A 25,413-nucleotide genomic window follows, 5' to 3' on the forward strand; every position below is an offset into this window, starting at 1 on the left:
TTGAGCAAACAATAGGCCCGTTATTTTTGTCGCGATAGTTGACGAAACCTGAATCAGTTGTCATATTTTGATTCAAGTTGTTGGGCACTGCCAACCTGAAAGCCTGGAGCGCCTGATACCTGCAACAATAACTACAAGGGAGTGATGCCCATATGAAACGCGCACTTTTTGCTGCCGCCATCTCGCTGGCGGTGGTGTCCCCGGGACACGCCGCTGATACCGTGCGTATCGCTCATGTGACCGATTTTACCGGAGCGCTGGCCCCCTATGCGGAGCAGTTGCACATCGGCATGAAGTTGGGGTTTGAGTACGCAACGGACGGCACCATGACCGTCTCCGGACGTCAGATCGAGATGTCGCGCAAGGATTCACAGCTGGACCCCGCCCGGGCCCGCACGCTGGTGGAAGAAGCGTATGGCGAGGACGACGCCCACATAGTTGTGGGGCCGGTGTCCTCTGGCGTAGCCCTGGCCACACTGCCGCTGGCAGAGGAATACGAGCGCATCATCATTCCCGAAGGAGTGGCCGATGCCATTACCGGCAGCAGCTGGAACCGTTATGTGGTGCGGATTGGCCGCAATTCGTCACAGGACGCGGTCTCCAATGCGGTTGCCCTGGGTGAACCGGGAATTTGCGTGGCGACCATCGCTCAGGATTATGCCTTCGGCCGTGATGGCGTTGCCGCCTATCGGGAGTCCATGGAAGCTGCCGGTGGCAGCGTGGTGCATGAAGAGTACCTGCCCCTGGACGCCACCGACTTTACCGCAGCGGCCCAACGCCTGTTCGGCGCGCTGAGAGATCGGGAGGGCTGCGACAAGGGTCGTTACATCTTCTCCATCTGGGCCGGGTCCACCAACCCGTTGGGACGGATCAAGGATCTGGAGCCCGGACGTTACGGAATTCAGTTGGCGGCTGGTGGTAATACCCTGGCGGCGATGGTGGGTTACGCGGATTTCCCCGGTATGGAGGGGGCCGGTTTCTACTACTACGAGTCCCCTGAAAACGAGGTGAATCGTTGGCTGGTCGAAGAGCACTTCAAGCGCTATCAGCAAGCGCCCGACTTCTTTACTGCCCAGGGTTTCTCCCAGGCCATGGCCATTGTTGCGGCCATCCGCAAGAGTGGCGGTTCCACCGACAGTGAAGACTTGATCGCGGCCTTCCGTGGCCTGATCTTTGCCAGCCCCAAGGGCGAGATGAGGATAAGACCGGATGACCATCAGGCTCTCCAGGCCATGTACCATTTCCGCATCGAGGCGGAAAACCGTGACAACTGGTTTGCCGATCGTACGGTGACCGCCGGCGTTCCCAAACTGATGCGCACCATCCCCATTGATGCGATGAGCATACCGGTGCGCAACTGATCCCGAGGGCAGGTGTTACCGCGGTAATGCCCGGTAACCGAGGAGAGAGTGATGGCGTTAGCGCAACCGGTTCTGGAAGCCCGGAACCTTTCTGTTCACTTTGGTGGTCACAAGGCGGTACACGACGTTAACTGTGCGTTTTACCGCGGTACCTTGACCACGATTGTCGGTCCCAACGGGGCCGGCAAGACCACCTGGTTCAACCTGCTGTCCGGTCAATTGCGGGCGACCTCCGGGCAAGTGCTGTTGCGGGGTGAAGATCTGACTCCGCTGGGTGCTGCGGCGCGGACCGACAAAGGTCTGGGGCGTGCCTTTCAGCTCACTAATCTGTTTCCCGGGCTGACCGCCCTTGAAAACGTGCGTTTGGCGGTCGCATCCCGGCACCGTACCGGGCATGTGTTTTGGCAGATGTCCTCGCGCCGCAGTGATATTGCCGGGCGGGCCTTCGAGGTGTTGCAGACGGTGGGACTGGATCACCGCGCGGAGAGCCTGGTGGCGAATCTGCCCCACGGTGACCAGCGCAAGCTCGAGGTGGCCCTGCTATTGGCTCTGGAGCCCGAGGTGTTTATGTTTGACGAACCCACGGCGGGCATGAGCGTCGATGAGGTGCCGGTGATCCTGGAGCTGATTGCAGCCATTAAGGCGAAACAGGACAAGGTGGTCTTGCTGGTGGAGCACAAAATGGATGTGGTGCGTTCGCTGTCTGATCGCATTGTGGTGCTGCACAACGGTGAACTGGTGGCCGATGGTGAGCCCGCTGAGGTGATCGCGTCGCCGGTGGTGCAGGAGGCGTACCTGGGCACCAGTCCGTCGGCAGCGGAGGTCGCCCTATGAGCGGGGCATCGGGCAACCCCAGGGCTGCACTCACTCTCAGCGGCATTCACGCCAACATCGACCAGTACCACATTCTGGAGGGTGTCGATCTGGTGGTGCCCGCCGGTGAGCTGACGGTGTTGCTGGGGCGCAACGGTGCGGGCAAGAGCACCACCCTGAGAACCATCATGGGACTGACCACCATCAAGGCGGGCCGGGTCCGCTTCGGCGACCACGACATTACCGGTTGGCCGACGCCTCGTATTGCCCGCGCAGGTATCGCTTTTGTGCCCGAACACATGGGTGTGTTTGGCCAGCTCACGGTCCGGGAAAATTTGGTGCTGGCGGCGATCAATGGCCCTATGGATGAAGACCGGCTGGCCTGGCTGCTGGATTTGTTCCCGCCCCTGAAGAAATTTTGGGACCGCCCGGCGGGCAATCTGTCCGGGGGCCAGAAGCAAATGCTGGCCATAGGCCGCGCGGTGATTGAGCCGCGGCAACTGTTGCTGATTGATGAGCCCACCAAAGGCCTGGCGCCGGCGATCATTAATGATCTGGCGGATGCGCTGGAGCAGCTGAAGGCCGAGAAGGTCAGCATTTTGCTGGTGGAACAGAACTTCAACTTTTCCCGTCGTCTCGGTCAGTCGGTGGCGGTCATGAACGATGGCCGGGTGGTGCATACCGGCTCCATGGCCGAACTCGCCACTGATGACGCCCTGCAGCACCGGCTGTTGGGTCTGGGTTTGGGCGCGCACCAATAACACGAGGAGAACGCAGGTATGCCGACCACCAACCATACTGCTGCCCCTGCGGGCACTCCGGCCCGCTTGGGGGCGTCCATCCGCCAGTTCCGGGATCAGCACCCCCATTGGTTTCTGCTGCTGGGCCTGATGCTGGCGGCTCTGTTGTTGATGGATTTCACCACCTGGCTGGTGTTGACGCTGAGCGGGGCCGCCATGGGAGCCATGCTGTTTCTGATGGCCTCCGGCATGACGCTGACCTTTGGGCTGATGAACGTACTCAACCTGGCGCACGGTGCGTTTATATCTCTGGGCGCCTTTGCCGGTGCCACGACCTTGCTGTTCTGGCTCAACGATCAGGCGGCGGCTTCGTCGCTGTGGTTGAATCTGGCCGGCGTGCTGCCGGCGCTGCTGTTTGCGGTGCTGGTGGCGGCTGCCATCGGGCTGATGTTTGAGTGGCTGGTGATCCGCCCGGTGTATGGCGACCACCTGAAACAAATCCTGGTGACCGTGGGTGGTTCCATTATTTTGATGCAGTTAATCGAAGTAGTGTGGGGGCCCAATGAGATTCCGGTGCCGCGTCCGGAAGCGTTCAGCGGCGCTGTGGTGGTTGCCGGCATCGCATTGGAAAAGTATCGGTTATGGGCGGTGGCGCTGGGGGTGTTGGTGTACGCGCTGATGACCTGGGTGATCGAGCGCACCCGCATTGGCATCCTTATTCGTGCCGGTGTGGAAGACCGGGAAATGGTGGAAGTGCACGGCTACCGGGTGCGCCTGTTGTTTCTCGGTGTGTTTATCGCCGGCTCAGCCCTGGCGGGGCTGGGCGGTGCCATGTGGGCCATGTATCAGGAACTCATCACTGCCCATATGGGGGATGAGCTGATGATCTCGGTGGTGGTGATCATCATTCTTGGTGGGCTGGGTTCGGTCAAAGGCTGTTTTTTCGGCGCCATTCTGGTGGGCTTGATCAATCTCTACGTCGGCTTTCTGGAGCCGCGCCTGGCGGCGGTCGCAACGGTGGGGTTGATGGTTGCCGTGTTGATGTGGCGGCCCCAGGGCCTGATTCCGGTTATTCGGGTATAGGAGAGGTCAGCATGCTATCGAACTTGTTGTCCGGGGACCTGCCCCGCAGTCGGCGATTGACGGCGGCGCTGCTGGCTATTCTGCTGGCACTGGCCTTCGGCCCCTTTTTGTTCCCCGGTGTTCGTGCGTTTTCAATGATGGGCATGATTTGTGTGTTCATTATTTTGGTGGCGTCCTACGATCTGATGCTGGGTTATACCCACATAGTGTCGTTCGCCCATACCATGTTTTTCGGTATCGGCGCCTACGGTGTCGCCATGGCGGTCGGCACCTGGGGCAATAGCTTTGGCTCAGTGCTGCTGGGCATGGCAGGCGCACTATTGCTGACGATTGTGCTGGCCCTGCTGTTAGGTCTGCTGTCGCTGCGGGTGAAAGCCATCTTCTTTGCCCTGGTGACGCTGGCGGTGGCGTTTGCATTTCTCAGTCTGGTTACGCAGTTGTACCCGGTTACCGGCGGTGAAGACGGCATGCGCGTGCGGGTGCCCCGGGAGCTGGGGCCAGCCTTCCGGCCCCTGGAGCAGTCATTGTGGGGCTTCAGTCTGCCCGATTTTTGCAGCGCGCTGGTGTCAGGGTCTGCAACGGCGTGGGACGATGCCCTGTTTCAGGTTCGGATTAATGGCCGTACGCTGATGTACTACGTCGCTTTCGGCACCGCGTTGCTGGTGTTCCTGTTTCTTTTGCGCGTGGTTAATTCACCGTTCGGCAAGGTTCTGCAGGCGATCCGTGAAAACGAGTTCCGGGCGCAGGCCCTGGGGTATAACACCGTCCTGTATCGCACCTCTGTGGTCATATTGTCGGCCTGCCTGGCGTGTCTGGCCGGGGTGCTGTTCGCGCTGATCAACCGCTACGTTAACCCGGAAAACACTCTGGCATTCGAGTTGATGGTGTTCATATTGTTGATGTGCGTCATGGGCGGCATGGGCACGCTGTACGGTGCCGTGGTTGGCGCCAGCCTGTTCCTGCTGGCGCAGAATTACCTGCAGGATTTACTCAAACTGTTGGTCACCCAGCTGCCGCCGGACAGTGGCCTGGCGAATCTGGTGGGCCCGGAACGCTGGCTGCTCTGGTTCGGCCTGTTGTTTGTGCTCAGTGTGTATTTCTTCCCGGCGGGGGTGGTCGGACAACTCCGGCGTTGGAGCGCCCGCAGGCAGCAAAATAACCCGGTAGTGGAGGTTGTCGCCAAGCCCGGCTCTCAGACCCTGTCCAGCTGATCACGACGCGCCCCAATCTGCACGCGGCTTAGTGACTTGAATGACGATCGAGGGTGTGACCGACCAAGCGCGTTTGCCGCTGTCTGACTAGCGTCGCTTAACTCCCTGGTTTGCTTCAGCGGTCCGTGGGTCTTCCGGCCAAGGGTGCTTGGGATAGCGGCCGCGCATGTCTTTGCGTACCTCCGGGTAGGCGTTGCGCCAAAAACTGGCCAGATCGGCGGTCACCGCCAGCGGGCGCTGCGCGGGGGAGAGCAGGTGGACCACCACCGACACCAGGCCGGCGGCCACCCGGGGGGTGTCGGTCCAGCCGAACAGCGCTTGCAGTTTGGCCGCCAGCACAGGGCCGTTGTCGGCAGTGTAGTCGAGTTTGACCGCCTGACCGGTGGGAATGGTCAACGCCACCGGTGCCAATTCGTTCAGCCGCTGTTGTTGGGGGTAACTCAGCAGGCTGTTCAGCGCGTCGAGCAGGTTCAGTCTCTGCAGGTCGGACCAGCGCTGCATGCCGGCCATAAAGGGCAGCAGCCAGTGCTCCAGGCTCGCAAGCAGGGCGCCGTCACTGACATCCGGCCACTCACCCGGAAATACCTCCGCCAGCAGGCGCACCCGGGCGCACCACTGGGTGGCACGGTCTGGCCAGGCCAGGCTGTGCAGACCACGTTTGCGCACGGCGTTCAGCAGGCCCTGCTGTATCAGCGCCGTATCTGGCTTGGGTAATTCTTGCTCGGCCAGTATCAGCTCGCCCAGTGTGCGCACTCGCCGCGCGATCACGGTGCCACGTTGGTCGTTCCAGAGGGCTTCTTCGCGCTCCTCAATCAAAGCCGACAAATCCTGCTCCACATCGGCGATCTCCACCGGGGCGGCCAGATAAATGCTAGCCTCCCGGGCTTTGCCATCCAGATCGGCAGCCACCAGCCAGTCGTGGCGGGCCAGCGCGTCAGCGTCACGCAGTGAGGCGCCTTTGCCGTTGCTGAGTTGATAGCGGGGGGCTTGCCCGGAGCGGCGCTGGCCGATACGGTCGGGGTAAGCCAGAGCCAGCAGACGCCCGGTTTCGGTGGGGCTGGGCAAGGGCGTTGTCCGGTCAGGCTGGAGGGTCAACTGTCTGGCGACCTGACGTAAGGTGCGCAGCTGGGCAGGGTCCAGACCCTCGGGCCGGTACTCACCCCGCAGCACCCGCAGCCGTTCATGCAGATCGGCACCCGCCGCACGGCCACCCCGGGCGAGCAGGTCGCGTTCCCCCAGCAGGGCCGCCAGTTCCGCGGCGGCAGTGCCGAGTCCCAGCGTGCGACCGTGCACCACCATGTTGGCCAGGCGCGGATGAATGCCCAGTTGGCGGGCGGCTTTGCCATGCTCACTAATGGCCCCTTCAGGGGTAAGCATGCCCAGCAACCGCAGCAACCCGGTAGCCTGATTCCAGTGGGCGGCCGGGGGTGGATCAATCCAGGCTACCTGGCCCGGGGCACGGGCGCCCCACTGGGCCAGTTCCAGCACCAGCGACACCAGATCGGCTTCCTGAATTTCCGCTGGGGTAAACTCCGCCAGAGCGAAATGTTCGGATTCACTCCACAGCCGGTAGCAGACCCCGGGACCGGTGCGTCCGGCCCGGCCTTTGCGCTGTTCGGCGGAGGCTTTGGATACCCGCCCGGTGTGCAGCCGGGACATGCCACTGTTGGGGTCAAACACCGCCCGCCGCTGCAGGCCGCTGTCGACCACCACGCTGACACCTTCGATGGTCAGGCTGGTCTCGGCAATCGCGGTGGCCAGCACCACCTTGCGGGTACCCGCGGCGGCCGGTGCTATGGCGCGATCCTGGTCTTCGGCGGGCAGGTTGCCGTACAGGGGCGTGATGTGCACCGAATCGGCCACCTGTCCCCGCAAACGCTGTTCCACCCGGCGAATCTCACCGGCCCCCGGCAGAAACACCAGCAAGGAGCCAGTCTGCCGGGCAAGCGCTTCATGAATCACCGCCACTACCGGGTCAATGGTACTGAGGCGGCGGTTGCGCCCCCGTGCTTGCGACGGTGTCGGGCGGTAGAGGACGTCCACCGGAAAGGCCCGGCCTGCGCTGCTGATAACCGGTACATCCCCCAGCACCCGGGCGATGGGGGCGGTGTCGAGAGTGGCTGACATCACCAGCAGGCGCAGGTCCGGTCGCAACGCCTGCTGCGACTCCCGCACCAGCGCGAGCCCCAGGTCGGCGTGCAGCGAGCGCTCATGAAATTCATCAAACAACACCGCCGCGTACTCGTCCAGCATGGGGTCGTTCTGAATCAGGCGGGTCAGAATGCCTTCGGTCACCACTTCAATCTGCGTTGCCGCCGACACCTGACTGTCCAAACGGGTGCGATAGCCCACCGTTTGGCCTGCCTTTTCCCCTATTTGTCGAGCCATAAAACGGGCCGCCGAGCGGGCCGCCAGCCGTCGCGGCTCCAGCATCAGAATCTTGCGGCCCTCCCGCCAGGGCGCGTCCAGCAAGGCCAGGGGAACCCGGGTGGTTTTACCGGCACCGGGCGGGGCTTGCAGCAAGGCCGTGGGGGTCTGCTCCAGGGTCTGTTGCAGTTGGGGGAGTATGGCTTCGATCGGGAGCATGGTGGGTGTCGGTGTGCAAAGTGAAGGTTATCTGCACCTTATAACACAGGGGCGGCCCGGTTGATAAATTCCGGGTAAACTTTAGTGTTGCTAAGGTCTTCAGGGGGAGCGAGTGTCCCGGTGGCAGCTGCGACAGGGTTCCCGGTTGTTAAAAACCCATAGAGGCCTAAAGAATTTGGCTTGCATTGCGCTGTGACTGTCCGTAAGGTGTGCGGCCAAATTTCAAATCACGTTGGACTTGATGTCGCATTCCGCTAGTGTTGCCCAATCTGCAGTGCCCGTTTCCGTCGTAACTACTTCCCCCCACCGGTTTGGCGATCCGATCGTTCTGACCCTGACCATGGGCTTTATCGCTCTGTTTGTCGGTCTGTCGATTTACGACGCAGCCTGGCTGAGCACGCAAATCGGCGAGGAGTTTGCCTGGACCGCCAAGTATCTGGGCTCGTTTTTCCAGATCTTGCTGATTGCCACCTTCTTTATTGCCCTGGGTGTTGCCCAGAGTCGCGCCGGGCAGGCCCGAATCGGTAATCTGGATGCACCGGAAATCAGTACGTTTCGCTGGTTATCCATGGTGATGTGCACTTTGCTGGCCGGTGGCGGGGTGTTTTTTGCCGCCGGTGAACCCGTGTATCACTTCGTGGTGACGCCCCCGGCCTTCGACACCCAGGCGGGGACCGCCGCCGCCGCTGCGCCCGCTCTGGCGCAGTCGTTCATGCACTGGGGGTTTCTGGCCTGGGCGGTGCTCGGCTCGCTGGCGGCCATTGCACTGGCCTATGCCCATTATAACCAGGGCAAACCCCTGCAGCCGCGTACCTTGCTCTATCCGGTGTTCGGCGAGTGGATCTTGACCAGCTGGGTGGGCAGTGTGGTGGACGCTGTGTGCGTTATCGCGATCGTCGCGGGCACTGTGGGCCCCATCGGGTTTCTCGCCACTCAGATGAGTTATGGCCTCAGCGTGCTGTTCGGGTTTGACAACGGCTTCGGCACCCAGCTGATGATTCTGATGTTGCTGGCGACGGTGTACATTGTCTCGGCCATGAGCGGTGTCCAGAAAGGCATTCAGATGCTGAGCCGCTTCAATGTGTTCCTCGCGCTGGCCATTGGTGCGGTGATTTTTATTTTCGGGCCGACCCTGTTTTTGACCAATCTGTATCTGCAGTCGGTGGGTGAATACATCACCTCGTTCTTTACCATGGCCACCATGACCGCGGATGTGGCGCCGGACTGGTGGATGCAGTGGTGGACGGTGTTTTTCTTTGCCTGGTTTATCGGTTACGCCCCGTTGATGGCCATTTTTGTGGCGCGGATTTCCCGCGGCCGCACCATCCGTCAAGTGATTGTTGCGGTGGCGGTGCTGGCGCCGATCGCCACCAGCATCTGGTTCACGCTGCTGGGGGGATCGGGGATTTATTATCAGCTGAGCGGCGCCGTTGATCTGGCGGGAGCCTTAAATAACTTCCAGTTTGATGTGGCCACGCTGACGGTGGCGCAGGCCTTGCCGGGCGGTGCCTGGATGGCGGCGGCAATTTTATTGCTGACGACCATCTTTGTGGCCACCACCGGCGACTCCATGAGTTATTCCATCGCCGTGGTCGGTGCCGGTCACGACGAACCCCACTATCTGATCCGGGCCTTCTGGGGCGGTGCCATGGCGGTGATGGCGGGCATACTGCTGTCGATGGGTGGTGGCCAGATCGGGGTGTTGCAGCAGTTCATTGTAGTGACCGCGATTCCGGTGTCGCTGGTGATCCTGCCAACGCTGTGGACCGGGCCACAAGCGGCCCGGGCGATGGCCCGGGAGCAACAATTGCTGTAATGCTGGTGCAGCAACCCGGGTAACCCTGAAACAACGCCCCGCCGGGATGGCACCTGGCGGGGCGTTGTTTATCGGATACCGCGGTCAGCTGGGGCCGACGGTTCAGTCGGCGTCGGTGCCGCGATAGAAGTTCTGGATACTGGAAAAATCCAGCCGGCCATGCCCCTGCTGACTGTGCAGCTGGAACAGGTTGCGTGCCAAAGCACCCATGGGAATGGCCGCCTTGTTGGTCACCGCATTATCGAACGCCAGTCCCAGATCCTTGGTCATCAGATCCACCAGAAAACCACCCTGGTAGTCGTTGCCAGCGGGCACATTATCCATCACCCCGGGCCAGGGGTTATAGACGTTCAGAGCCCAATTGCCGCCCGAACTCTGGCGCATGATTTCCGACAGCACCGCTGGATCCAGGCCGTTTTTAACGCCCAGCGCCAAGGCCTCACAGGTACCGCTCATCAGAATCGCCAGCAGCATGTTGTTGCACACCTTGGCCACCTGACCGGCACCGGATTCACCGGCGTGGAAGATGTTCTTGCCCATGGCCTCGAGGACCGGTTTGGCGCGTTCAAAGGCGGCGTCCGTGCCCCCGCAAATAAAGGTCAACGCTCCGGCTTTGGCGCCCCCGACCCCCCCGGACACTGGTGCGTCAAGAAACGCCAGGCCGCGTTGCTCTGCTGCTGCGCCGACCTTACGGGAGGTCTCCGGCGCAATGGTGGATGAATCAATCACCAGTGTGCCGGCGTTCAGGGCGCTCAGCAGGCCGTCTTCGCCCAGATACAGGGCTTCCACATGCTGCCCCGCGGGCAGCATGGAGATGACCATCTCGGCGCCCTGAACCGCATCCCGGGCCGAAGCCGCCTTTTTGGCGCCGGCGCTTACAACCGCGTCGAGCGCGGTGTCCGAGAGGTCAAACGCGGTGACCTGATGGCCGCCTTTGACCAGATTGCAGGCCATCGGCCCACCCATATTACCCAGTCCAATAAATCCGATTGTCGCCATGTCGGGTTCCCCCGGTTGTTGTTAGTTATAAAAGCTGTCGATCCACTCCGGGTCCAGGCTCTCGAGTGAGGCGTAACGCCAGCGTGGCTGTCTGTCTTTGTCGATCAGCAGGGCGCGTATCCCTTCGGCAAGCTCGCCCTTTTCCAGGCAGCGGATCGACAGGTGTAATTCCGCAGCGAACACTTCTGCCAGGCTGAGGTGTTGGCTGGCGTGGAACTGCCGCCAGATCAGGGCGATGGAGGTGGGGGAGCCGGCGGCCAGGGTTTTGGCCGCTTTTGCCAGCGCCGGGTGATCACCCTGGTAGCCGGTGATGTTGGCCACCACTGCGCCCAGAGTGGCCTCGTCGGTCAGTTCCTGAATGGTGTCGAACTGATCGCGAATGACCGAAGGGGGCATGGCACCGGCGCTGTGGGCCTCCGCGGCTTTCAAATGGTGATGGATGCAAGGGTCCGCATCCTCGGCCAGCTGCGGGTCGGCGCACAAGGCGGCCAGCACTGCGTCGCGCTGTTCGTGATGGATGCAACGGTCGGCGAGGCCCACGAAGCGGGCATCCTCGGCGTTCAGGTGAATGCCGGTGAGCCCGATGAACAACCCGGTGCGGCCGGGCATTTTGTTGAGAAACCAGCTGGCACCCACGTCGGGATACAGACCGATGGTGACTTCCGGCATGGCAATGCGAGCCGACTCCGTGGCCACCCGGTGGGAGCCTGCGGCCAGCAAGCCAAGGCCGCCGCCCATCACAATGCCATTGCCCCAGACGATCACCGGTTTGGGGAATCGGTGCAGCAGGTGATCCAGTTCGTACTCCTCGGTGAAGAAATCCACCCCGTCCTGCAGTTTGCCGTTGTCCCCCCGGGCGACCATGGCCTCGTACAGAAACACGATGTCGCCCCCGGCGCAAAAGGCTTTGTCGCCACTGCCTTCGAGCCAGACCGCGGCGACCGAATCGTCGTCGCGCCAGCGTTGCAGTTGGGGGGTCAACGCGCGAATCATCGCCAACGACAGAGCGTTCAACGATTTGGGCTGGTTCAGTCGGGCGATGCCGATCTTTTTGCCGCCGGCCGCCGCCCGCTCTTCAAAAATAATCGCAGAATGATCCATGACAGCCTCGGGTTAGCGGTTGGTCCAATTGGGTTTGCGCTTCTCCAGAAACGCATTCACGCCTTCGCGCTGGTCCTGGGTGCTGAACAGTTCCACGAACAGTTCCCGCTCCATGCGCCAGCCATCACTGTGGGCGCGGCCATCCCGCGCACTCATCACCAGCTGCTTGCAACGGGCGGTGGACGACGGGCTTTGTTTGCACGCCATGGTGGCCAGTTCCAGCGCACGGTTGAGGCCCTCACCTTGGGGGACCACTTCTTCCACCAGGCCGATGCGCTCGGCCGTGGCGGCGCTGACCCGCTCACCGCACAGAATCATGCGCTTGGCCCAGCCCTCACCCACCAGCCAGGGCAAATTCTGGGTGCCGCCGGCGCAGGGCAACAGGCCTACGCTGGCCTCTGGCAGGGCCATTTGTGCCTGTTCCTCGGCCACCCGCAGGTCGCAGGCCAGGGCGCACTCCAGACCGCCGCCCATGGCATAGCCGTTGATGGCCGCAATGGACACGCCGCGAAACGCCGTCAGGGCCGCAAACGCATCGCCGAAAGCTTGAGCCATGGTGGCGGCGGTGCCGGTGTCGCCGTCAGCGAACAGCTTCAGGTCGGCACCGGCGGAAAAGAATTTGTCCCCTTCACCGGTGATCACCAGCGCGTACATATCGGCGTCATTGTTCAATTCGGTGACTATGTCGGCGAGCTGGGCAAGGGTGGCCTGGGTCCAGGTATTCGCTGGTGGATTGGCAATCGTCAACAGCGCGATGTGTTCGCGTTTCTCCAGTTTGATTTGAGCACTCATGTCCGGTCCTTATTGAATGGCTTCGATCACCCCCGGCTCCAGTACGCGCCGGGCAATGATCAATCGCATGATTTCGTTGGTACCTTCGAGAATCTGGTGCACCCGCAGATCCCGCAGGTAACGCTCGAGTGGGTACTCGCGGATGTATCCGTAACCGCCGTGCAACTGCAGGGCGTCGTTGCACACGTCAAAACAGGCGTCGGTGGCAAACCGTTTCGCCATGGCACAGTGGAGGGTGGCCTCCGGATCCCCCTGGTCCAGTTTCCAGGCACCGAGGCGCACCATTTGGCGGGCGGCCACCAGATGGGTGGCCATATCCGCCAGTTTGAACTGCAGGGCCTGAAAGGCGGCCAGTGGCTTGCCGAACTGTTCCCGCTCCTGCACGTAATTGCGCGCCCGCAGCAGCGCGGCCTGGGCGCCGCCGAGGGAGCAGGTGGCTATGTTGAGCCGGCCGCCGTCCAGACCTTGCATGGCAAAACGAAAGCCTTCGCCTTCTTCGCCCAGACGGTTGCTGGCCGGCACCCGCACCTGATCAAAAGTGATCTGGCGGGTGGGCTGGCTGTTCCAGCCCATTTTGTCCTCGCTCTTGCCATAGTGAATACCGTCGGCATCGGCGGGGATCACAAACGCGGAGATGCCCCGGGCACCGCTGTCCGCGCTGCCGGTGCGGGCCATGACCACCAACACCTGGGTCGCACCGGCGCCGGAGATAAACACCTTGGAACCGGAGATCCGGTATTCGTCGCCGTCCCGAACCGCTTTGGTGCGCAGATTGGCGGCGTCGGAGCCTGCACCCGGTTCGGTGAGGCAATAGGACGCCAGCCATTCGCCGCTCACCAGCCTGGGCAAAAACGACTGGCGAATGTGGTCGTTGCCAAAACAGGCCACCATCCAGGTGGCCATATTGTGAATGGTGATGAACGCGGCGGTGGACGGGCAGGCCGCGGCCAACTCTTCCACCACCACCGAGGTGTCCAGCCGGGACAGGCCCAGCCCGCCGAGCTCCTCCGGCACATACAGGCCGCAGAACCCCAGCTGGCCGGCTTCGGCGATCACCTCCACCGGGAAAATGTGCTCTTCGTCCCAGCGCGCGGCCTCGGGGGCCATCGCTTTCTCAGCAAAGGTTCGCGCGGCGTCGCGGAACGCTTGCTGATCTTCGGTGAGATCAAAGTTCATATCGACTAATCCAGTTTGATGGAGAAATTCGGGCCGGCCACGGCATCACTGGAGAACCAGCGTGCGGTGGTGGTTTTGGTCTCAGTATAGAACTTGACGCCCTGTTTGCCGTACGCGTGCTGGTCACCGTAGAAAGAGCCTTTCCAGCCGGTGAACGAGAAGAAGGGCAGGGGCACCGGAATGGGGATGTTGATTCCCACCTGGCCGACCTCCACTTCGTGATTGTAACGGCGCGCAGCACCGCCGGAGCTGGTGTAAATCGACGTGCCGTTGCCGTAAGGGCTGGCGTTGACCAGCTCCAGGGCCGCATCCAGCGAGTCGACTTCGGTGCAGCACAACACCGGGCCGAAGATCTCTTCTTTATAGATGCTCATCTCCGGGGTGACCCCGCTGAACACGGTCGGGCCCACCCAGTTGCCGTTCGGGAACCCGTCTACTTCGTAGTTGCGGCCGTCCAGCAGCAGATTGGCACCTTCTTCCACCCCCTGGCCGATCAGCTTCTCGATCCGCGCCTTGGCAGCGGGGCTGATCACCGGGCCGTAGCTCGCCTCGGGGTCGTTCCAGGCACCGGGACGGACCTTGGCGATGGCGTCTTTCAGTTCCGGAATCCACTCCCGGGCCTCGCCCACAAACACCGCCACCGAAATGGCCATGCAGCGCTGACCGGCGGCCCCGACCGAGGCACCCACCAGGGCACTGATCACATGGTCCTTGTCCGCATCCGGCATGATCACCATGTGGTTTTTCGCACCGGCAAAGCTTTGTACCCGCTTCATGTGACGGGTGCCGGTTTCATAGATGTACTGCCCAACCGGGACCGAACCGACAAACGACAACGCCTTGACGCGGGGGTCGGTGAGCAGGGTGTCGACCTGGGTCTTGCCGCCGTGCACCACTTGCAGCACGCCTTTGGGCGCACCCGCCTCGACGAACAACTCGGCCAGCCGCATGGGGGTCAGCGGATCCTGTTCGGAGGGCTTGAGAATAAAGGTGTTACCGCAGGCAATGGCGAGCGGGAACATCCACAGGGGGATCATGGCCGGGAAATTGAACGGCGTGATACCGGCGCAGACGCCCAGTGGCTGGGTGTAGGAGTAGCAATCGATGCCCCGGCCGACGTTGCCGACGGTCTCGCCCATGAGCAGGGAGGGAATGTTGGCGGCGTGCTCGACCACCTCAATCCCGCGCCAGACATCGCCCTTGGCGTCGTCAAAGGTTTTCCCGGTTTCCTGTGACAGGATCTCCGCAATTTCGTCCTGGTGTTCTTTCAGCAGCGCCTGGTAGCGCATCATCAGCCGGGCCCGCTCAGGCACCGGTACCTCGCGCCAGGATTGGAATGCTGCGCCGGCCGACTCGATGGCCCGTTGCATTTCCGCCTCCGTGGTGACGGGCGCGCGGGCGATGACTTCATTGGTGGCCGGATTGGTGACGTCAATCCATTCGCTGGTCTGACTGTCTTGGAATTCGCCTTCGAGGAAGAGCTTTACATTCGTCATGATGAAACCTCAGGGGATTTGTTGTTGTAGTGTTTGGGACAAGGGTATGACTTGATGCTAGCACAGCAAGGTGGCCATGGTGATTGACTAAATTTTTTCCAGGATGGATTATATTTAGATTGTAAAAGGACTGAGCGAATGGCTAGAACATCCCAGTGGCCGGTACCCGCCAACAGCACCCGGTACGTTATTCCGGAACCAATGGTGGCCCTGCTCGCCGATAATCCGTTGACCAACGACCTGTATCCACTGGCTTTCGGACACTATCGCATCGCCCGTGGCCACCATATGCAACGCCCCAGTCACAACGATCATCTGCTGATCTATTGCACCGACGGTCGCGCCTATCTGCACGCCAATGGTGAGGCAGTCACCGTGGAGGCCGGTGATTTGCTGCTGCTTCCCCGCGGCATGGCGCACCGCTACAGCGCCGATCCGGAGCACCCATGGACAATATATTGGGTGCATTACAGCGGTGCCCTGGCGCCGGCGTTCGCTGCACATATGGGGTTTGGGGAGGGTGTGTGTCTGTCCGTCGGTCAACAGCCCCGCTTGTTGCTTGATTTCAGCGGCTTGCTGGCGGTGCAGCAAACCGGGTTCCGGTTGCAAGAACTGGTGCACTCCGCCAGCCGGTTGCGGCAACTGCTGGCTTCGGTGCCATTGTATGCCCGCGCCGACCACACCCGGCAGCCGTTCAGTCTGGAGACCATTCACGACTATATGAAGGCCAATCTGGAGCAGCGGCTGACGCTGGAAGAGTTGGCCAGCCTGGCCGGGTTGTCGCCCGCCCACTTCGCCACCCGGTATCGGCGTATGACCGGGGTGTCCCCGGTACAGCACTTCCTCCACCTCAAGGTGGAGCGTGCCTGCCAGCTGATGGACACCACCACGGATAGCTTCCGCGCCATCAGCGCCCAACTGGGTTACGACGACAGCTACTACTTTTCCCGTCTGTTCAAAAAAATCATGGGGCAGGCGCCGGCGGTCTACCGGCACACCCACCGGCATTAGGTCGCTTCCCGGTTGACGCCCGCTAACGTTGCGCGCAAGTTCTCATTTCATCGTGCCCGACGCATCCGGGCTTGAGTTGCTCTCAATGGTATGTATACTTTTACGACACTGGTGGCGTTGAATGGGATAATCGCCGCTGATGCAATTAATAATAACGAACAGCACAATCGAACAAACACACGCTGGGTCAGGGGTGTGGGGTAATCAAGCCAGACCGGGGTGTTTGCTTCGCAGGGATGTGACCAGATGCGCTACCGCCTTAGAAACGATTTCCGGCTCTCCATCATCACCCTGATCGGAGTTTTTGCCGCCCCCGCCATTGCGGTGATGGGCGTGATCCGATACCAACAGGGCAGTACCCTGGGGATGGCGCTTGATGGCGCGCTGGTGCTGTTCATCATCGCAGTGGTAGTGCAGGCCTGGCGCACGGAAGATACCCGGGTGACTGGCCTGGTGGCGGCACTGGGCACCAGCGCCGGCGCGGTCGGCGCTACCATGATCAACGGGCTCGACGCCTTACTTTGGCTTTATCCCTGCCTGATGTCGGCCTTCTTTCTGGCGCGCCCCTCCGAGGCTTTTATCATCAGCGGCACGACGGTGGCCGTGCTGGTGATATTTTACGACCTCGCCAGCATCGTTGATCCGGTGCCGTTTGTGATTACCGCAGCCCTGTTATCCATCTGTTCGTACATCTATGCGAGCCGTGCCGACAAGCAGCAGCAGCGACTCAAGACCCTGAATTTCATCGATCCGTTGACAGGCACCCGGAATCGGCGCGCCATGGATTTGGAACTGACGTCGGCTATTGCCAATTTTGACCGGACGGGTACCGGTTACGCTCTGGCGATGGTGGACATAGACCACTTCAAATCCGTCAACGACCGATACGGGCACGCCGTCGGGGATTCGATACTCATCGGGCTGGTGGACATCATGAAGTCGGTCATCCGGCCCTACGACCAGATCTACCGGTATGGCGGTGAGGAATTTGTGATTCTGTTCAGCGCCGTCGACATCCACAGCCAGCAAGCGGTGGTGGCCAAGTTGCGCCAGGCGGTCAGAACCCGGCTGTTCACCCCGAGCGGGCAACCGGTCACCATTTCCTGCGGCGTGGTCTGCTTGCAACCGGGCATGTCCCGGGAGCAATGGCAGAAAGAGGCCGATCAAGCGATGTACGAGGCCAAAGCCTCGGGCAGGGACGCGGTGGTGCATTGCTCCGATGGGGCCGCGCCGGATCCCGTGACGCCGGGCTAGCTGGCGGGGCCGATCGGTGCCCGAAGCATCTGGTCTGCTTTGACGATGCCGGCGGCCTGCCCGGGGAGGAAGATGGAGCTATCGGCAAAGCCCTATACCGGGGCGGCTGCACAGACACAGGCCACACCATGAAGACCCTATCCCTGATCTCCAGATGTGACACACTTTCGCCTGCGGCGTTTCGGCATTATTACGAACACCACCACTGCTGGCTGGCCATGAAGCACTTTCCCTTCCGCCGGTACATCCGTAATCATGTGATCGCCGCCCCCGGCGGGCTGGACTTTGATTGCGTCAGCCAATTCGCCATGGCCCCCGGGTTTCAAAGTGGCGATGTCATGGGGTCTGGTTCCCGGGCGATGATGCTGGAGGACGAGCGGAAGTTCATGAAGCCCGAGTGCATTCGTGTTGCCCGCGTGCGCGAACAGACGCTGGTGGGCGCTACTGCTGCGCCCATGGCCGCTGAATGTCGGCGCCTGGTGTTGATGGTTGAGCGCGACGGTGCCGCGCAGACGGACTTTCAGGCGGCGGTAGAAGCGGCCGCGCACGCACTGGTGGCAAGGTCTTCCGGTATTCGTCATGCCAGTCTCGACACGGTCCACCCAGACGCAGACTTCCCCTACGACGCGCTGGTGTGGCTGTCCATGGAGGAGGGACGCGAGCTCCATCGGCCGCAGCTGGAACAGCTGCCGGGACGGGTGACCCCGGTAACCGTCAGTACGCACGCTACGCCGGAGGCCATCCTGGCCCGGCAATTTGAGGCTTACGTGCCGTGAATCCGGCGCCCCGGGCGGGAAACAACTTGCGTGCGTCCCGCCCGGAGTGGCTCAGCGGGTGAGGTAATCGGCGACGGCCTGATACGCCGGCAGGGAGGTCGGGTCGTTGTGGGCATTGGCGCCCTTCGGGTGGGAGGCGAGGCGCACAATCACCATCCTGGCGGTCGGGTCTATATAAATGGTCTGGCCATGAACGCCCCGGGCCGCATAAGCCTCGTTGTCGTTGTGGTAAAACCACCACATGCTCCGGTAGCTGCCGTTGGGCATGCTGGTGTAGCCTGCTTTGGCGAACAGCGCCGGGTCACCGCCCTGGCGGATGTTGCGCACGGCGGCGGCGGGCACCAGCTGTTCTCCGTTGAACTTGCCTTCATTCAGCATCAGCTGGCCGATGCGGGCCAGATCCCGCAAACCCGCATTCAGGCCGCCGCCGGCGAAGGGGGTGCCGATGGAGTCGATGGTGAAATAGGCCGACTGCTCGGCACCCATACGCTGCCAGATCCGTTCGGACAACAATTCGCTGACGGACTTGCCCGATGCGCGGGCAATGATCCAGCCGAGGGCATCGGTGTTGATGGTTTTATAGGCAAACGCCTCACCATGCGCCCCGTCGGCCGGCACGGTCTGCAGGTACCCGAAAAAGCTGCGCGGACCTTGATAGCTCTCCGGCTGGGGCATGGGGCTGGTGGCGGTGGAGTATTTCCACAAATCCCCATCGGGGTCGAGAAAATTGCCACTGTAGTCCTCATTGAATTTGAGGCTGGTGGTCATGTCGAGAATCTGGCGCAGGGTTGCGGTACCGAACGCGCTGCCCTGCAACTCGGGAATCAACTCACCGGCCAGGGCCGCTTCATCCAGCACGCCCTCGGCAATCAGGGTTTCCGCCAGCAGCCCGGTGAGCGATTTGGTCATCGACATGGCCGCATGGGTACCCATCTCGTCCAGGCACCCGGCGTAACGCTCGTACACCACTTTGCCGTCATGCAGCACGATCACGCCGTCGGTGTGATTGGCGTCAAACGCCTGGTCCCAGCTCATGGGGGTGTCTGTGCCGGTGGGCGTAAAGGTCACCTCGGCGATTGCCGGATCCAGTTGGTAGTCCAGATTCACCGGTGCGCCCAGGCCCCGGTGCAAAACCTTGGAAGGAAACAGCTCGCGCAGGTGGCACACCGTCCAGCGCAGCTTGTCGCCGGCAAAATAGTCGCGGTCGGAATTGCGGATCAGGCGGTCATCGGCGGGGGGAAACCCGCTCATCCAGGGGGTGGCAGGCTGCGCCGTGGTTGCCGCCAGCGCCCCGCCACTGAGCAGCAATCCGGTGCAGGCACCCAGCAGCCAGGAGGTTGCCAGCAGTCGTAGTTTGGACTTGTTGTTCATAACGCTTTCCCTGTTGCAGTTCGGTGTTTGAATCACATGGTCTGGGCTCAAGTTTGCCCGGACTGGGGGCGATGACATCGTCTGTTTGGATCAAAGACGGGTGCTGTAAAGGAAAATGGTGGCCAACTGGTCCGAATTGACGATGCCGGGGCGGGGCGGTTCGGCCATGCTACAGTTGCTCGAAGCCAGCATAAAAACAGCCCTGAAGCCTGTTCAGCCTGGACGCATCGGGGATGCTAACCACTTGAGGGAGAACAATATCATGCCTATTACAGCGGTAACCGGCGCGGCATCGGGAATCGGCGCCGCCCTGAGCCAACAACTCTGCGACGCGGGCCACACCGTGATTGGCATCGATCGCAGTGGCAGCGACGTCAACGCCGATCTGTCGACCGGCGAGGGACGCCGGAGTGCGGTTGACCAGGTGCTGGCAGCCAGCGGGGGTGTGCTGGACCATCTGGTGCTGTGTGCCGGTCTGGGCATCACCGCGCCGAACTGCGGTCTGATTGTAGCGGTAAATTATTTTGGCGTAACCGAATTGCTGGATGGTCTGGCGGATGCGCTCTCAAAAGGCACACAAGCATCAGCCGTAGTGGTTGGTTCGGTCGCCTCTGTGCAAACCGGCGCTGATCAGTTGCCTATGGTTGAAGCCATGCTGTCGGGGGACTTCGATGGGGCCGTGGCGGCCGCCAACGAGGACAACAATCCCAGTATGGCGTATGCGGGCTCGAAGTACGCGGTTACCGTGTATGTGCGGCGCAAGGTTCGGGCATGGGCTGAACAGGGCATTCGTGTCAATGTCCTGGCACCGGGTGTGGTGGAAACCCCATTGTATAAAGCCTCCACCGAAGACCCCAAGTATGGTGAAGCCACCCGCAATTTTGTGGCGCCCCTGGGGCGTGGCAGCAAACCGGAAGAAGCCGCGAACGTCATTCGCTTTTTGCTGTCCGAGCAGGCCAGCTTTATCCACGGTACCGTGCTGTTTGCCGACGGCGGCATGGACGCGATGATCCGTCCTGGCAAGTTCTGAGACCGTTAGGTGGTCAAGCCCCTTCGCGCGCGGGTTGGGGCTGGTAAATAACTGACGCCTTCCCCCTGGCTGTTTGCCCGGTGTCCGATCCCGGAAAAGGGCACAATCCGCCAGCGCTAGTTTACCGGAGTCAGGGCCGGTTCGCCGGCAAAATGAGCCGCCAGGTTCGCGAACACCAGATCCAGCATTGCCTGCACGGTCGCCTCAGTGCTGCTCGCCATATGCGGCGTCAGCACCACATTGGGGAGCGCTTTCAGGGCGGGTGAAACATGGGGTTCGTCGCCAAACACATCGAGGCCGGCGGCCAGAATTTTGCCCTCGCGCAAGGCCTCCAGCAGGGCATCTTCGTCGACAATGGAGCCGCGCGCAATGTTGACCAACACACCGCGGGGACCCAGCGCAGCGAGTACCGCCCGGTTGATCAGACCGTCGGTTTCGGCCCCACCGCTGGCGCACACCACCAGAAAGTCGACACTCGCGGCCAGGTCGCGCACATCGTCGCACCAGCGGTAGGGCAGGTCGGGCTTGGGTGTGCGTCCGCTATAGGCAACCGCCATCCCGAACGCCTCGGCCCGGGTCGCTACCGCTTGGCCAATGCGCCCCAGGCCCACAATACCGATGCGTCCGCCGAACACCCGGGGGGTCATGGGGTAACGCCCCGTTGCCCAGTCTCCCCGGCGGACGAAGCGATCGGCATTGACAATCTGGCGGGCGGCGCACAGCAGCAGCGCCATGGCAAACTCGGCGATGTCTTCGGTGGATAATCCGGGGGTGTTGGTCACGCGGACCTTGTGTTCACGGGCCGCCTCAAGGTCAATACCGTCGTAACCGACACCCAGCACCGAAATGATTTCCAGCGCCGGGAGTTGGGCAATCAGCGAACGGGGGACGCTGGCATTGGCGGCGGTTACCACGCCGCGCACTTTGGGGGCCAGCGCGGTGAATTGCACCTCGTCCAGTGCCCAGTGCAACTGACAGTCGAAATGTTCGCCTAAGCGGTTGACGAAACTGTCGGGCAAGCGACACAGCAGTAACAGGGTGGGCTTCATTGCGTTCTTTCACCTCAAACTCTTCGCCTCACAGGGCGTGATGGTTGTTCCACCGGGCGAGCCGCTCGCGGCACAGCGTCACCGGCGAGTATTACGCCGGTTGCGCGGCTGCGGCCGGTGCCAGGGCCTGAACCGGATAATTTTTGACCTGGTGGCGGTAACGGGGGATCGCCACAGACAGGCTCACACAGGAAACAGCCAGCAGCCCGATGCAGATGGCCAGCGCGTAGCGCAGGGCCTCTCCGCCCAGGGAGGGGCTGAAATAGTCGCTGAGCAGGCCCACCAGCAGCGGCCCCAGACCCACGCCCAGCAGGGTGTTGCCCATAAACAACAGGGCTGTGGCTTGTGCCAGCTGGCGGGCGGGAAACAAGTGACTCAAGGAACCGAAGATGGGCACTGTCCACCAGACCCCGAAAAACGCAAATCCCGCGTAAAACAGAAACGCCTGAGGCACCGCCATGCTGCCGATGTGAACAGCCAAGCCACTGGGCCAGAGGAAAAACAACAGGCCAAAGGGGATGCTGAGAATGGTGCCCAGCAGCGCCGTTCCCAGTTGCCAGCCACTGTCGCGGCTATTCAACCGGTCAGTGACCACCCCGCAGGTGAGGGTGCCCAGTACCGAGACGAGGCCGCCGCCTACGCCCATCAGGAAGCCGGCCTCCTGCAGGCTCAGACTGTGGGAGCGAATCAGAAAACTGGGGTTCCAGGTACCGACCGCCATGCCTGTTACGGTGGCCACGCTGGCGGCCAGCATAATCAAGCCAAACCCGGGCGTGCGCAGCAGCTGGTTGAGCGTATCGGCCAGACTTTCGTCGGGTGCCTGAGCAGCAGGTGCCACCGGGGCTTTGGGTTCGCGGACGGTCAGCGCCAGAAGAACGCCCAGGGCTACGCCCGGGGCGCCGATCAGGATAAAGGCCCAGCGCCACCCATACAGCTCGGCAATCCAGCCCCCCAGCCCCAGACCCGCTACGGCCCCGATGGCCGGCCCCATCATGAACACGGATAACGCCCGGGAACGCAACCGGGCCGGATAGAGTTGCGACACCATGGCCACCGACGGGGCCGAGCCACCGGCTTCCCCGATGGCGACGCCAATGCGAAACAGCAGCAGCATCGCAAAACTGGTGGCCACTCCGCACAGCATGGTCATCACACTCCAGGCAACGCATGCTGCGGCGACCACCGGCTTGCGGCCAATACGATCCGACAACCGGCCGATGGGGATTCCGAAGACGGTGTAAAATATCGCGAAAGCCACCCCTGACAGCAGGCCGATCAGGGTGTCCGACACGCCAAACTCCAGCTTGATCGGTTCGATCAGGATCGACACCAGCAGGCGGTCAACAAAATTGAACACATAAATAATGGCGAGCATCCCCAGCGCGTAATGGGTGCGCCAGGTGACGGTTGGTTCAGAGGGCACAGAGAGGCTCCTGTTGTTTTTATAGTTGATGCATAGTCGGCCGTCCGCGAGCAGGCGTGCATCGTCTGTTCAGACCATATTGCTGCCCGCCGGCCCTTGTGTGGCGGGCGGCGGAGCGGTTCAGGCGGTTAACGCCCCGCCATTCAGGGGCAGCACCTGGCCCGTGACCCAGGCTGCCTCCGGGGAGGCGAAATAGGCCACGCCGGCCCCCACGTCCTCCGGGCTGCCCGCCCGGGGTACAAAACAGGTCTTTTTGGCCAAAGCGTCGGAATCCCAGTTGTTCATGGTGCCCAGAGACAGTGCGTTGACGGTGATGCCCGAGCGCCCGGTTTCGGCCGCAAGATGGCGGATAAAACCCACCGCCCCGGCTTTAGAGGCGGCGTAGGCGGCGATGCCCATGGGCAGACCAGCGCGCCAGGATTCCGAGGTAATGGCGACCACACGGCCGTAACCGCGTTCTTGCATACCGGGCACTGTGGCGTGGCAGATGTTCATCAGCCCGAACATGTTCAGGTTGACGAACCGTTGCCAGTCTGCCGGTGTCGAGGCCAAAAACTTCTTGTAACCCATGCCCTCTGCAGGCACGCCCGCATTGGAGACCAGAATGTCAATGCCAGCAGTGGCGGCGTTCACCCGGGCCACCATGGCGGCGACCTGATCGTAGTCGGTGATGTCCGCAGCGGCGGGAAAGGCATCAATGCCCTCAGCGCGCAGCGTGTTAACGGTGTCTGCCGCCCGCTCCGTGAACAGATCGTTCACCGCCACTCTGGCGCCCAACCGGCCCAGGGTGCGGGCAATTCCAACGCCCATGCCGCGACCGGCCCCCGTGACCAGGGCGGTTTGCCCCTGTAATCCGAACATTTGCTGTGACATGAGTCAACTCCTTGTTTTTGTTAGAACGAGCGCGAGACCACAGAGTCCCAGACAGCGACGCAGAGCGGCATCGTCCGTTTGGATATTTTGGTGTCAGGGGCGGGCTGGTGTGCCGGGTGGGCTTAAACCGTTGCCGGCTGTACCCGGGCGGCCGGTTGATGCCAAGGCTGGTGACGCAGCAAGGTCCATAACAGCCCGATGGGTATCAGCACCGTCAAACTCACCAGCACCAGGGCGTACCGCAGGGACTCGTCGCCCGCGTAAGGGGTCAGCGCATCGCTGAGAGCCCCGGTCACCAGCGGCCCCAGACCGACGCCAAGCAGGGTGGTGAACACGGTTTGCAGGGCAATGGCGGTGGCCCGTTGCCATTGGGTCACCAGCTGGGTCAACAGGTTGAAGGAGGGACCCACCCAGAAAACGGTAAAGAAGCCCGACAGCGCACACCAGAGCATGGCACCGGGCACCGGCACCCCGGCCAGCTCAAAGGCGATACCGGCCGGAGTGAGCAAATAGGCAACCATGGCACTGGTGGCCACGGCGTGACCGATCAGCGGCATGCGCACCAGCCAGGCCCGGTTGCGGGCGCTGAGCCGGTCGGTTAGCCAGCCGCTGAACAGACTGCCGACCCCCGCGGCAACACCGGTCACCACTCCGGCCAGAATGCCCGCGTGCTGCAAGGAAAGCCCATGGGAGCGCACCAGAAAAGCGGTGTTCCACATGGCAAAGGAAAAAGCCCCGAAGGTGGTGATGGCGCTGGCGCCGATCAGCATCAGGCAGCTGCGGTTGCGGATCAGTTTGAGGGCTGCCTGAACCAGACCTTCTTTGGGTGGCGCCTCCCCACCGCCTATATCCCATCTGCCCCGGGCGGGCTCGCGCACCACCAGCCCGAAAATGAGCGACATCAGTATCAGCGGGGTGCCAATGGCAAAGAACCCGGTTCGCCAGCCAAACGCGCCGACTATCCAGGCACCGGCACTCAGACCGACAATGCTGGAAATGGTGGGAGCGCCGGTGAAACAGCTGATCGCCAGCGAGCGCCGGTGGGGCGGGTACAGGTCCGCAATCAGCGACAGGGATGCCGGAGTCACCGGCGCTTCTGCGGCGGCCACCAGCATGCGCGCCACAATCAGCATCCAGAAACCGACGGCGAAGCCGCACAGCAGTGTGGCAAAGGCCCACAACCCCAAACTGAAAGCCAGCACTTTGGCGCGGCTGTATCGGTCCGACAGGCGCCCGGCGGGCAGCCCCAAAAAGGCGTACACCACCGCAAACGCCAGCCCGGAGATCAACCCCATGGCGGTGTCGCTGGCGTTGAACTCCAGTTTGATGGGTTCGATCATGACCGACATGATCTGACGCCCCATGAAACTGCCGGCGTAGGTGATCACCAGTAGCGTGAGAAACCCGTGGGTGCGCCACCCCAGCCGACGGGCGCCGGCGGTCACGGACATG

The 25,413-nt window shown here is 62.1% G+C and carries 21 protein-coding genes; 10 read left to right on the plus strand and 11 right to left on the minus strand.

The genetic code is table 11. From position 1 onward, the window contains the following. Positions 1-152 precede the first annotated feature (152 nt). Genes BG841_RS07255 through BG841_RS07275 form a run of 5 tightly spaced genes read left to right on the plus strand, consistent with a single transcriptional unit; the run spans position 153 to position 5,208 of the window. Complete coding sequence (locus BG841_RS07255) at positions 153-1,361, plus strand: substrate-binding domain-containing protein (RefSeq protein WP_070057046.1); 1,209 nt, start codon at positions 153-155, stop codon at positions 1,359-1,361. 51 nt (positions 1,362-1,412) lie between these two features. Further along, complete coding sequence (locus BG841_RS07260; protein ID WP_070057047.1) at positions 1,413-2,195, plus strand: ABC transporter ATP-binding protein; 783 nt, start codon at positions 1,413-1,415, stop codon at positions 2,193-2,195. Beyond that, the gene (locus tag BG841_RS07265) at positions 2,192-2,935 is read left to right on the plus strand and encodes an ABC transporter ATP-binding protein (RefSeq protein WP_070057048.1); all 744 of its coding nucleotides are present in this window, start codon (positions 2,192-2,194) and stop codon (positions 2,933-2,935) included. The genes BG841_RS07260 and BG841_RS07265 overlap by 4 nt, the downstream gene beginning before the upstream one ends. 18 nt (positions 2,936-2,953) lie before the next feature. Further along, positions 2,954-3,997 (plus strand): branched-chain amino acid ABC transporter permease, encoded by a 1,044-nt coding sequence (locus tag BG841_RS07270; RefSeq protein ID WP_070057049.1) that lies wholly within the window; start codon positions 2,954-2,956, stop codon positions 3,995-3,997. Positions 3,998-4,008: 11 nt separating this feature from the next. Further along, positions 4,009-5,208: a branched-chain amino acid ABC transporter permease gene (locus BG841_RS07275; protein ID WP_070057050.1), complete on the plus strand. Its 1,200-nt coding sequence runs from the start codon at positions 4,009-4,011 to the stop codon at positions 5,206-5,208. An 87-nt stretch (positions 5,209-5,295) separates the two neighbouring features. Here BG841_RS07275 and hrpB read toward each other — a convergent pair whose 3' ends face one another. Continuing rightward, the gene (gene hrpB / locus BG841_RS07280; RefSeq protein ID WP_070057051.1) at positions 5,296-7,794 is read right to left on the minus strand and encodes an ATP-dependent helicase HrpB; all 2,499 of its coding nucleotides are present in this window, start codon (positions 7,792-7,794) and stop codon (positions 5,296-5,298) included. A 241-nt stretch (positions 7,795-8,035) separates the two neighbouring features. Between hrpB and BG841_RS07285 the strand changes: the two genes are divergently transcribed. Continuing rightward, on the plus strand, positions 8,036-9,610 hold the full coding sequence (locus BG841_RS07285; protein WP_083260208.1) for a BCCT family transporter: 1,575 nt from the start codon (positions 8,036-8,038) through the stop codon (positions 9,608-9,610). Between the two features lie 102 nt (positions 9,611-9,712). On the opposite strand, the gene mmsB is transcribed toward BG841_RS07285, so the two are convergent. The 5 genes from mmsB to BG841_RS07310 are packed head-to-tail and all read right to left on the minus strand — an operon-like array spanning position 9,713 to position 15,174. Further along, complete coding sequence (mmsB, locus tag BG841_RS07290) at positions 9,713-10,609, minus strand: 3-hydroxyisobutyrate dehydrogenase (protein ID WP_070057053.1); 897 nt, start codon at positions 10,607-10,609, stop codon at positions 9,713-9,715. Between the two features lie 21 nt (positions 10,610-10,630). Continuing rightward, complete coding sequence (locus BG841_RS07295; RefSeq protein WP_070057054.1) at positions 10,631-11,710, minus strand: enoyl-CoA hydratase/isomerase family protein; 1,080 nt, start codon at positions 11,708-11,710, stop codon at positions 10,631-10,633. 12 nt (positions 11,711-11,722) lie between these two features. After that, positions 11,723-12,502, minus strand: a complete 780-nt coding sequence (locus BG841_RS07300; RefSeq protein ID WP_070057055.1) for an enoyl-CoA hydratase — start codon at positions 12,500-12,502, stop codon at positions 11,723-11,725. Positions 12,503-12,511: 9 nt separating this feature from the next. Then, complete coding sequence (locus BG841_RS07305) at positions 12,512-13,678, minus strand: acyl-CoA dehydrogenase family protein (RefSeq protein ID WP_070057056.1); 1,167 nt, start codon at positions 13,676-13,678, stop codon at positions 12,512-12,514. A gap of 5 nt (positions 13,679-13,683) precedes the next feature. Further along, positions 13,684-15,174 carry a CoA-acylating methylmalonate-semialdehyde dehydrogenase gene (locus BG841_RS07310; RefSeq protein ID WP_070057057.1) on the minus strand — a complete coding sequence of 497 codons (1,491 nt, stop codon included), beginning with the start codon at positions 15,172-15,174 and terminating at the stop codon, positions 13,684-13,686. A gap of 138 nt (positions 15,175-15,312) precedes the next feature. On the opposite strand from BG841_RS07310, the gene BG841_RS07315 reads away from it, so the two are divergent. The 3 genes from BG841_RS07315 to BG841_RS07325 all read left to right on the plus strand — a co-directional run bounded on the left by BG841_RS07315 (position 15,313) and on the right by BG841_RS07325 (position 18,215). Beyond that, positions 15,313-16,185: an AraC family transcriptional regulator gene (locus BG841_RS07315; RefSeq protein ID WP_070057058.1), complete on the plus strand. Its 873-nt coding sequence runs from the start codon at positions 15,313-15,315 to the stop codon at positions 16,183-16,185. A gap of 246 nt (positions 16,186-16,431) precedes the next feature. Continuing rightward, complete coding sequence (locus tag BG841_RS07320) at positions 16,432-17,439, plus strand: GGDEF domain-containing protein (protein WP_070057059.1); 1,008 nt, start codon at positions 16,432-16,434, stop codon at positions 17,437-17,439. A 128-nt stretch (positions 17,440-17,567) separates the two neighbouring features. Further along, positions 17,568-18,215: an EthD domain-containing protein gene (locus BG841_RS07325; RefSeq protein WP_158007601.1), complete on the plus strand. Its 648-nt coding sequence runs from the start codon at positions 17,568-17,570 to the stop codon at positions 18,213-18,215. A 51-nt stretch (positions 18,216-18,266) separates the two neighbouring features. On the opposite strand, the gene BG841_RS07330 is transcribed toward BG841_RS07325, so the two are convergent. Further along, positions 18,267-19,586 carry a serine hydrolase domain-containing protein gene (locus tag BG841_RS07330; RefSeq protein ID WP_070057061.1) on the minus strand — a complete coding sequence of 440 codons (1,320 nt, stop codon included), beginning with the start codon at positions 19,584-19,586 and terminating at the stop codon, positions 18,267-18,269. Positions 19,587-19,848: 262 nt separating this feature from the next. Here BG841_RS07330 and BG841_RS07335 point away from each other — a divergent pair, with 262 nt between their 5' ends. Next, complete coding sequence (locus tag BG841_RS07335; protein WP_070058730.1) at positions 19,849-20,616, plus strand: SDR family oxidoreductase; 768 nt, start codon at positions 19,849-19,851, stop codon at positions 20,614-20,616. A 116-nt stretch (positions 20,617-20,732) separates the two neighbouring features. On the opposite strand, the gene BG841_RS07340 is transcribed toward BG841_RS07335, so the two are convergent. From BG841_RS07340 to BG841_RS07355, 4 genes are all read right to left on the minus strand, one after another. Next, complete coding sequence (locus BG841_RS07340) at positions 20,733-21,665, minus strand: 2-hydroxyacid dehydrogenase (RefSeq protein ID WP_070057062.1); 933 nt, start codon at positions 21,663-21,665, stop codon at positions 20,733-20,735. Between the two features lie 91 nt (positions 21,666-21,756). Continuing rightward, entirely contained in the window at positions 21,757-23,088 is a 1,332-nt protein-coding gene (locus tag BG841_RS07345; protein WP_198929169.1) for a spinster family MFS transporter, read from the minus strand. A 120-nt stretch (positions 23,089-23,208) separates the two neighbouring features. Next, positions 23,209-23,961 carry an SDR family NAD(P)-dependent oxidoreductase gene (locus tag BG841_RS07350; protein WP_070057063.1) on the minus strand — a complete coding sequence of 251 codons (753 nt, stop codon included), beginning with the start codon at positions 23,959-23,961 and terminating at the stop codon, positions 23,209-23,211. Positions 23,962-24,083: 122 nt separating this feature from the next. Further along, on the minus strand, positions 24,084-25,412 hold the full coding sequence (locus BG841_RS07355) for a spinster family MFS transporter (protein WP_070057064.1): 1,329 nt from the start codon (positions 25,410-25,412) through the stop codon (positions 24,084-24,086). Position 25,413 lies beyond the last annotated feature (1 nt).

The sequence above is a fragment of the Marinobacter sp. X15-166B genome, from assembly GCF_001752365.1.
Lineage (GTDB): Bacteria > Pseudomonadota > Gammaproteobacteria > Pseudomonadales > Oleiphilaceae > Marinobacter.

Excerpts from the sequence above, each read along its gene's own strand:
- BG841_RS07255 (WP_070057046.1), top strand. The coding sequence starts at position 153 with ATGAAACGCGCACTTTTTGCTGCCGCCATCTCGCTGGCGGTGGTGTCC.
- BG841_RS07260 (WP_070057047.1), top strand. The coding sequence starts at position 1,413 with ATGGCGTTAGCGCAACCGGTTCTGGAAGCCCGGAACCTTTCTGTTCAC.
- BG841_RS07265 (WP_070057048.1), top strand. The coding sequence starts at position 2,192 with ATGAGCGGGGCATCGGGCAACCCCAGGGCTGCACTCACTCTCAGCGGC.
- BG841_RS07270 (WP_070057049.1), top strand. The coding sequence starts at position 2,954 with ATGCCGACCACCAACCATACTGCTGCCCCTGCGGGCACTCCGGCCCGC.
- BG841_RS07275 (WP_070057050.1), top strand. The coding sequence starts at position 4,009 with ATGCTATCGAACTTGTTGTCCGGGGACCTGCCCCGCAGTCGGCGATTG.
- hrpB (WP_070057051.1), bottom strand. The coding sequence starts at position 7,794 with ATGCTCCCGATCGAAGCCATACTCCCCCAACTGCAACAGACCCTGGAG.
- BG841_RS07285 (WP_083260208.1), top strand. The coding sequence starts at position 8,036 with ATGTCGCATTCCGCTAGTGTTGCCCAATCTGCAGTGCCCGTTTCCGTC.
- mmsB (WP_070057053.1), bottom strand. The coding sequence starts at position 10,609 with ATGGCGACAATCGGATTTATTGGACTGGGTAATATGGGTGGGCCGATG.
- BG841_RS07295 (WP_070057054.1), bottom strand. The coding sequence starts at position 11,710 with ATGGATCATTCTGCGATTATTTTTGAAGAGCGGGCGGCGGCCGGCGGC.
- BG841_RS07300 (WP_070057055.1), bottom strand. The coding sequence starts at position 12,502 with ATGAGTGCTCAAATCAAACTGGAGAAACGCGAACACATCGCGCTGTTG.
- BG841_RS07305 (WP_070057056.1), bottom strand. The coding sequence starts at position 13,678 with ATGAACTTTGATCTCACCGAAGATCAGCAAGCGTTCCGCGACGCCGCG.
- BG841_RS07310 (WP_070057057.1), bottom strand. The coding sequence starts at position 15,174 with ATGACGAATGTAAAGCTCTTCCTCGAAGGCGAATTCCAAGACAGTCAG.
- BG841_RS07315 (WP_070057058.1), top strand. The coding sequence starts at position 15,313 with ATGGCTAGAACATCCCAGTGGCCGGTACCCGCCAACAGCACCCGGTAC.
- BG841_RS07320 (WP_070057059.1), top strand. The coding sequence starts at position 16,432 with ATGCGCTACCGCCTTAGAAACGATTTCCGGCTCTCCATCATCACCCTG.
- BG841_RS07325 (WP_158007601.1), top strand. The coding sequence starts at position 17,568 with ATGAAGACCCTATCCCTGATCTCCAGATGTGACACACTTTCGCCTGCG.
- BG841_RS07330 (WP_070057061.1), bottom strand. The coding sequence starts at position 19,586 with ATGAACAACAAGTCCAAACTACGACTGCTGGCAACCTCCTGGCTGCTG.
- BG841_RS07335 (WP_070058730.1), top strand. The coding sequence starts at position 19,849 with ATGCCTATTACAGCGGTAACCGGCGCGGCATCGGGAATCGGCGCCGCC.
- BG841_RS07340 (WP_070057062.1), bottom strand. The coding sequence starts at position 21,665 with ATGAAGCCCACCCTGTTACTGCTGTGTCGCTTGCCCGACAGTTTCGTC.
- BG841_RS07350 (WP_070057063.1), bottom strand. The coding sequence starts at position 23,961 with ATGTCACAGCAAATGTTCGGATTACAGGGGCAAACCGCCCTGGTCACG.
- BG841_RS07355 (WP_070057064.1), bottom strand. The coding sequence starts at position 25,412 with ATGTCCGTGACCGCCGGCGCCCGTCGGCTGGGGTGGCGCACCCACGGG.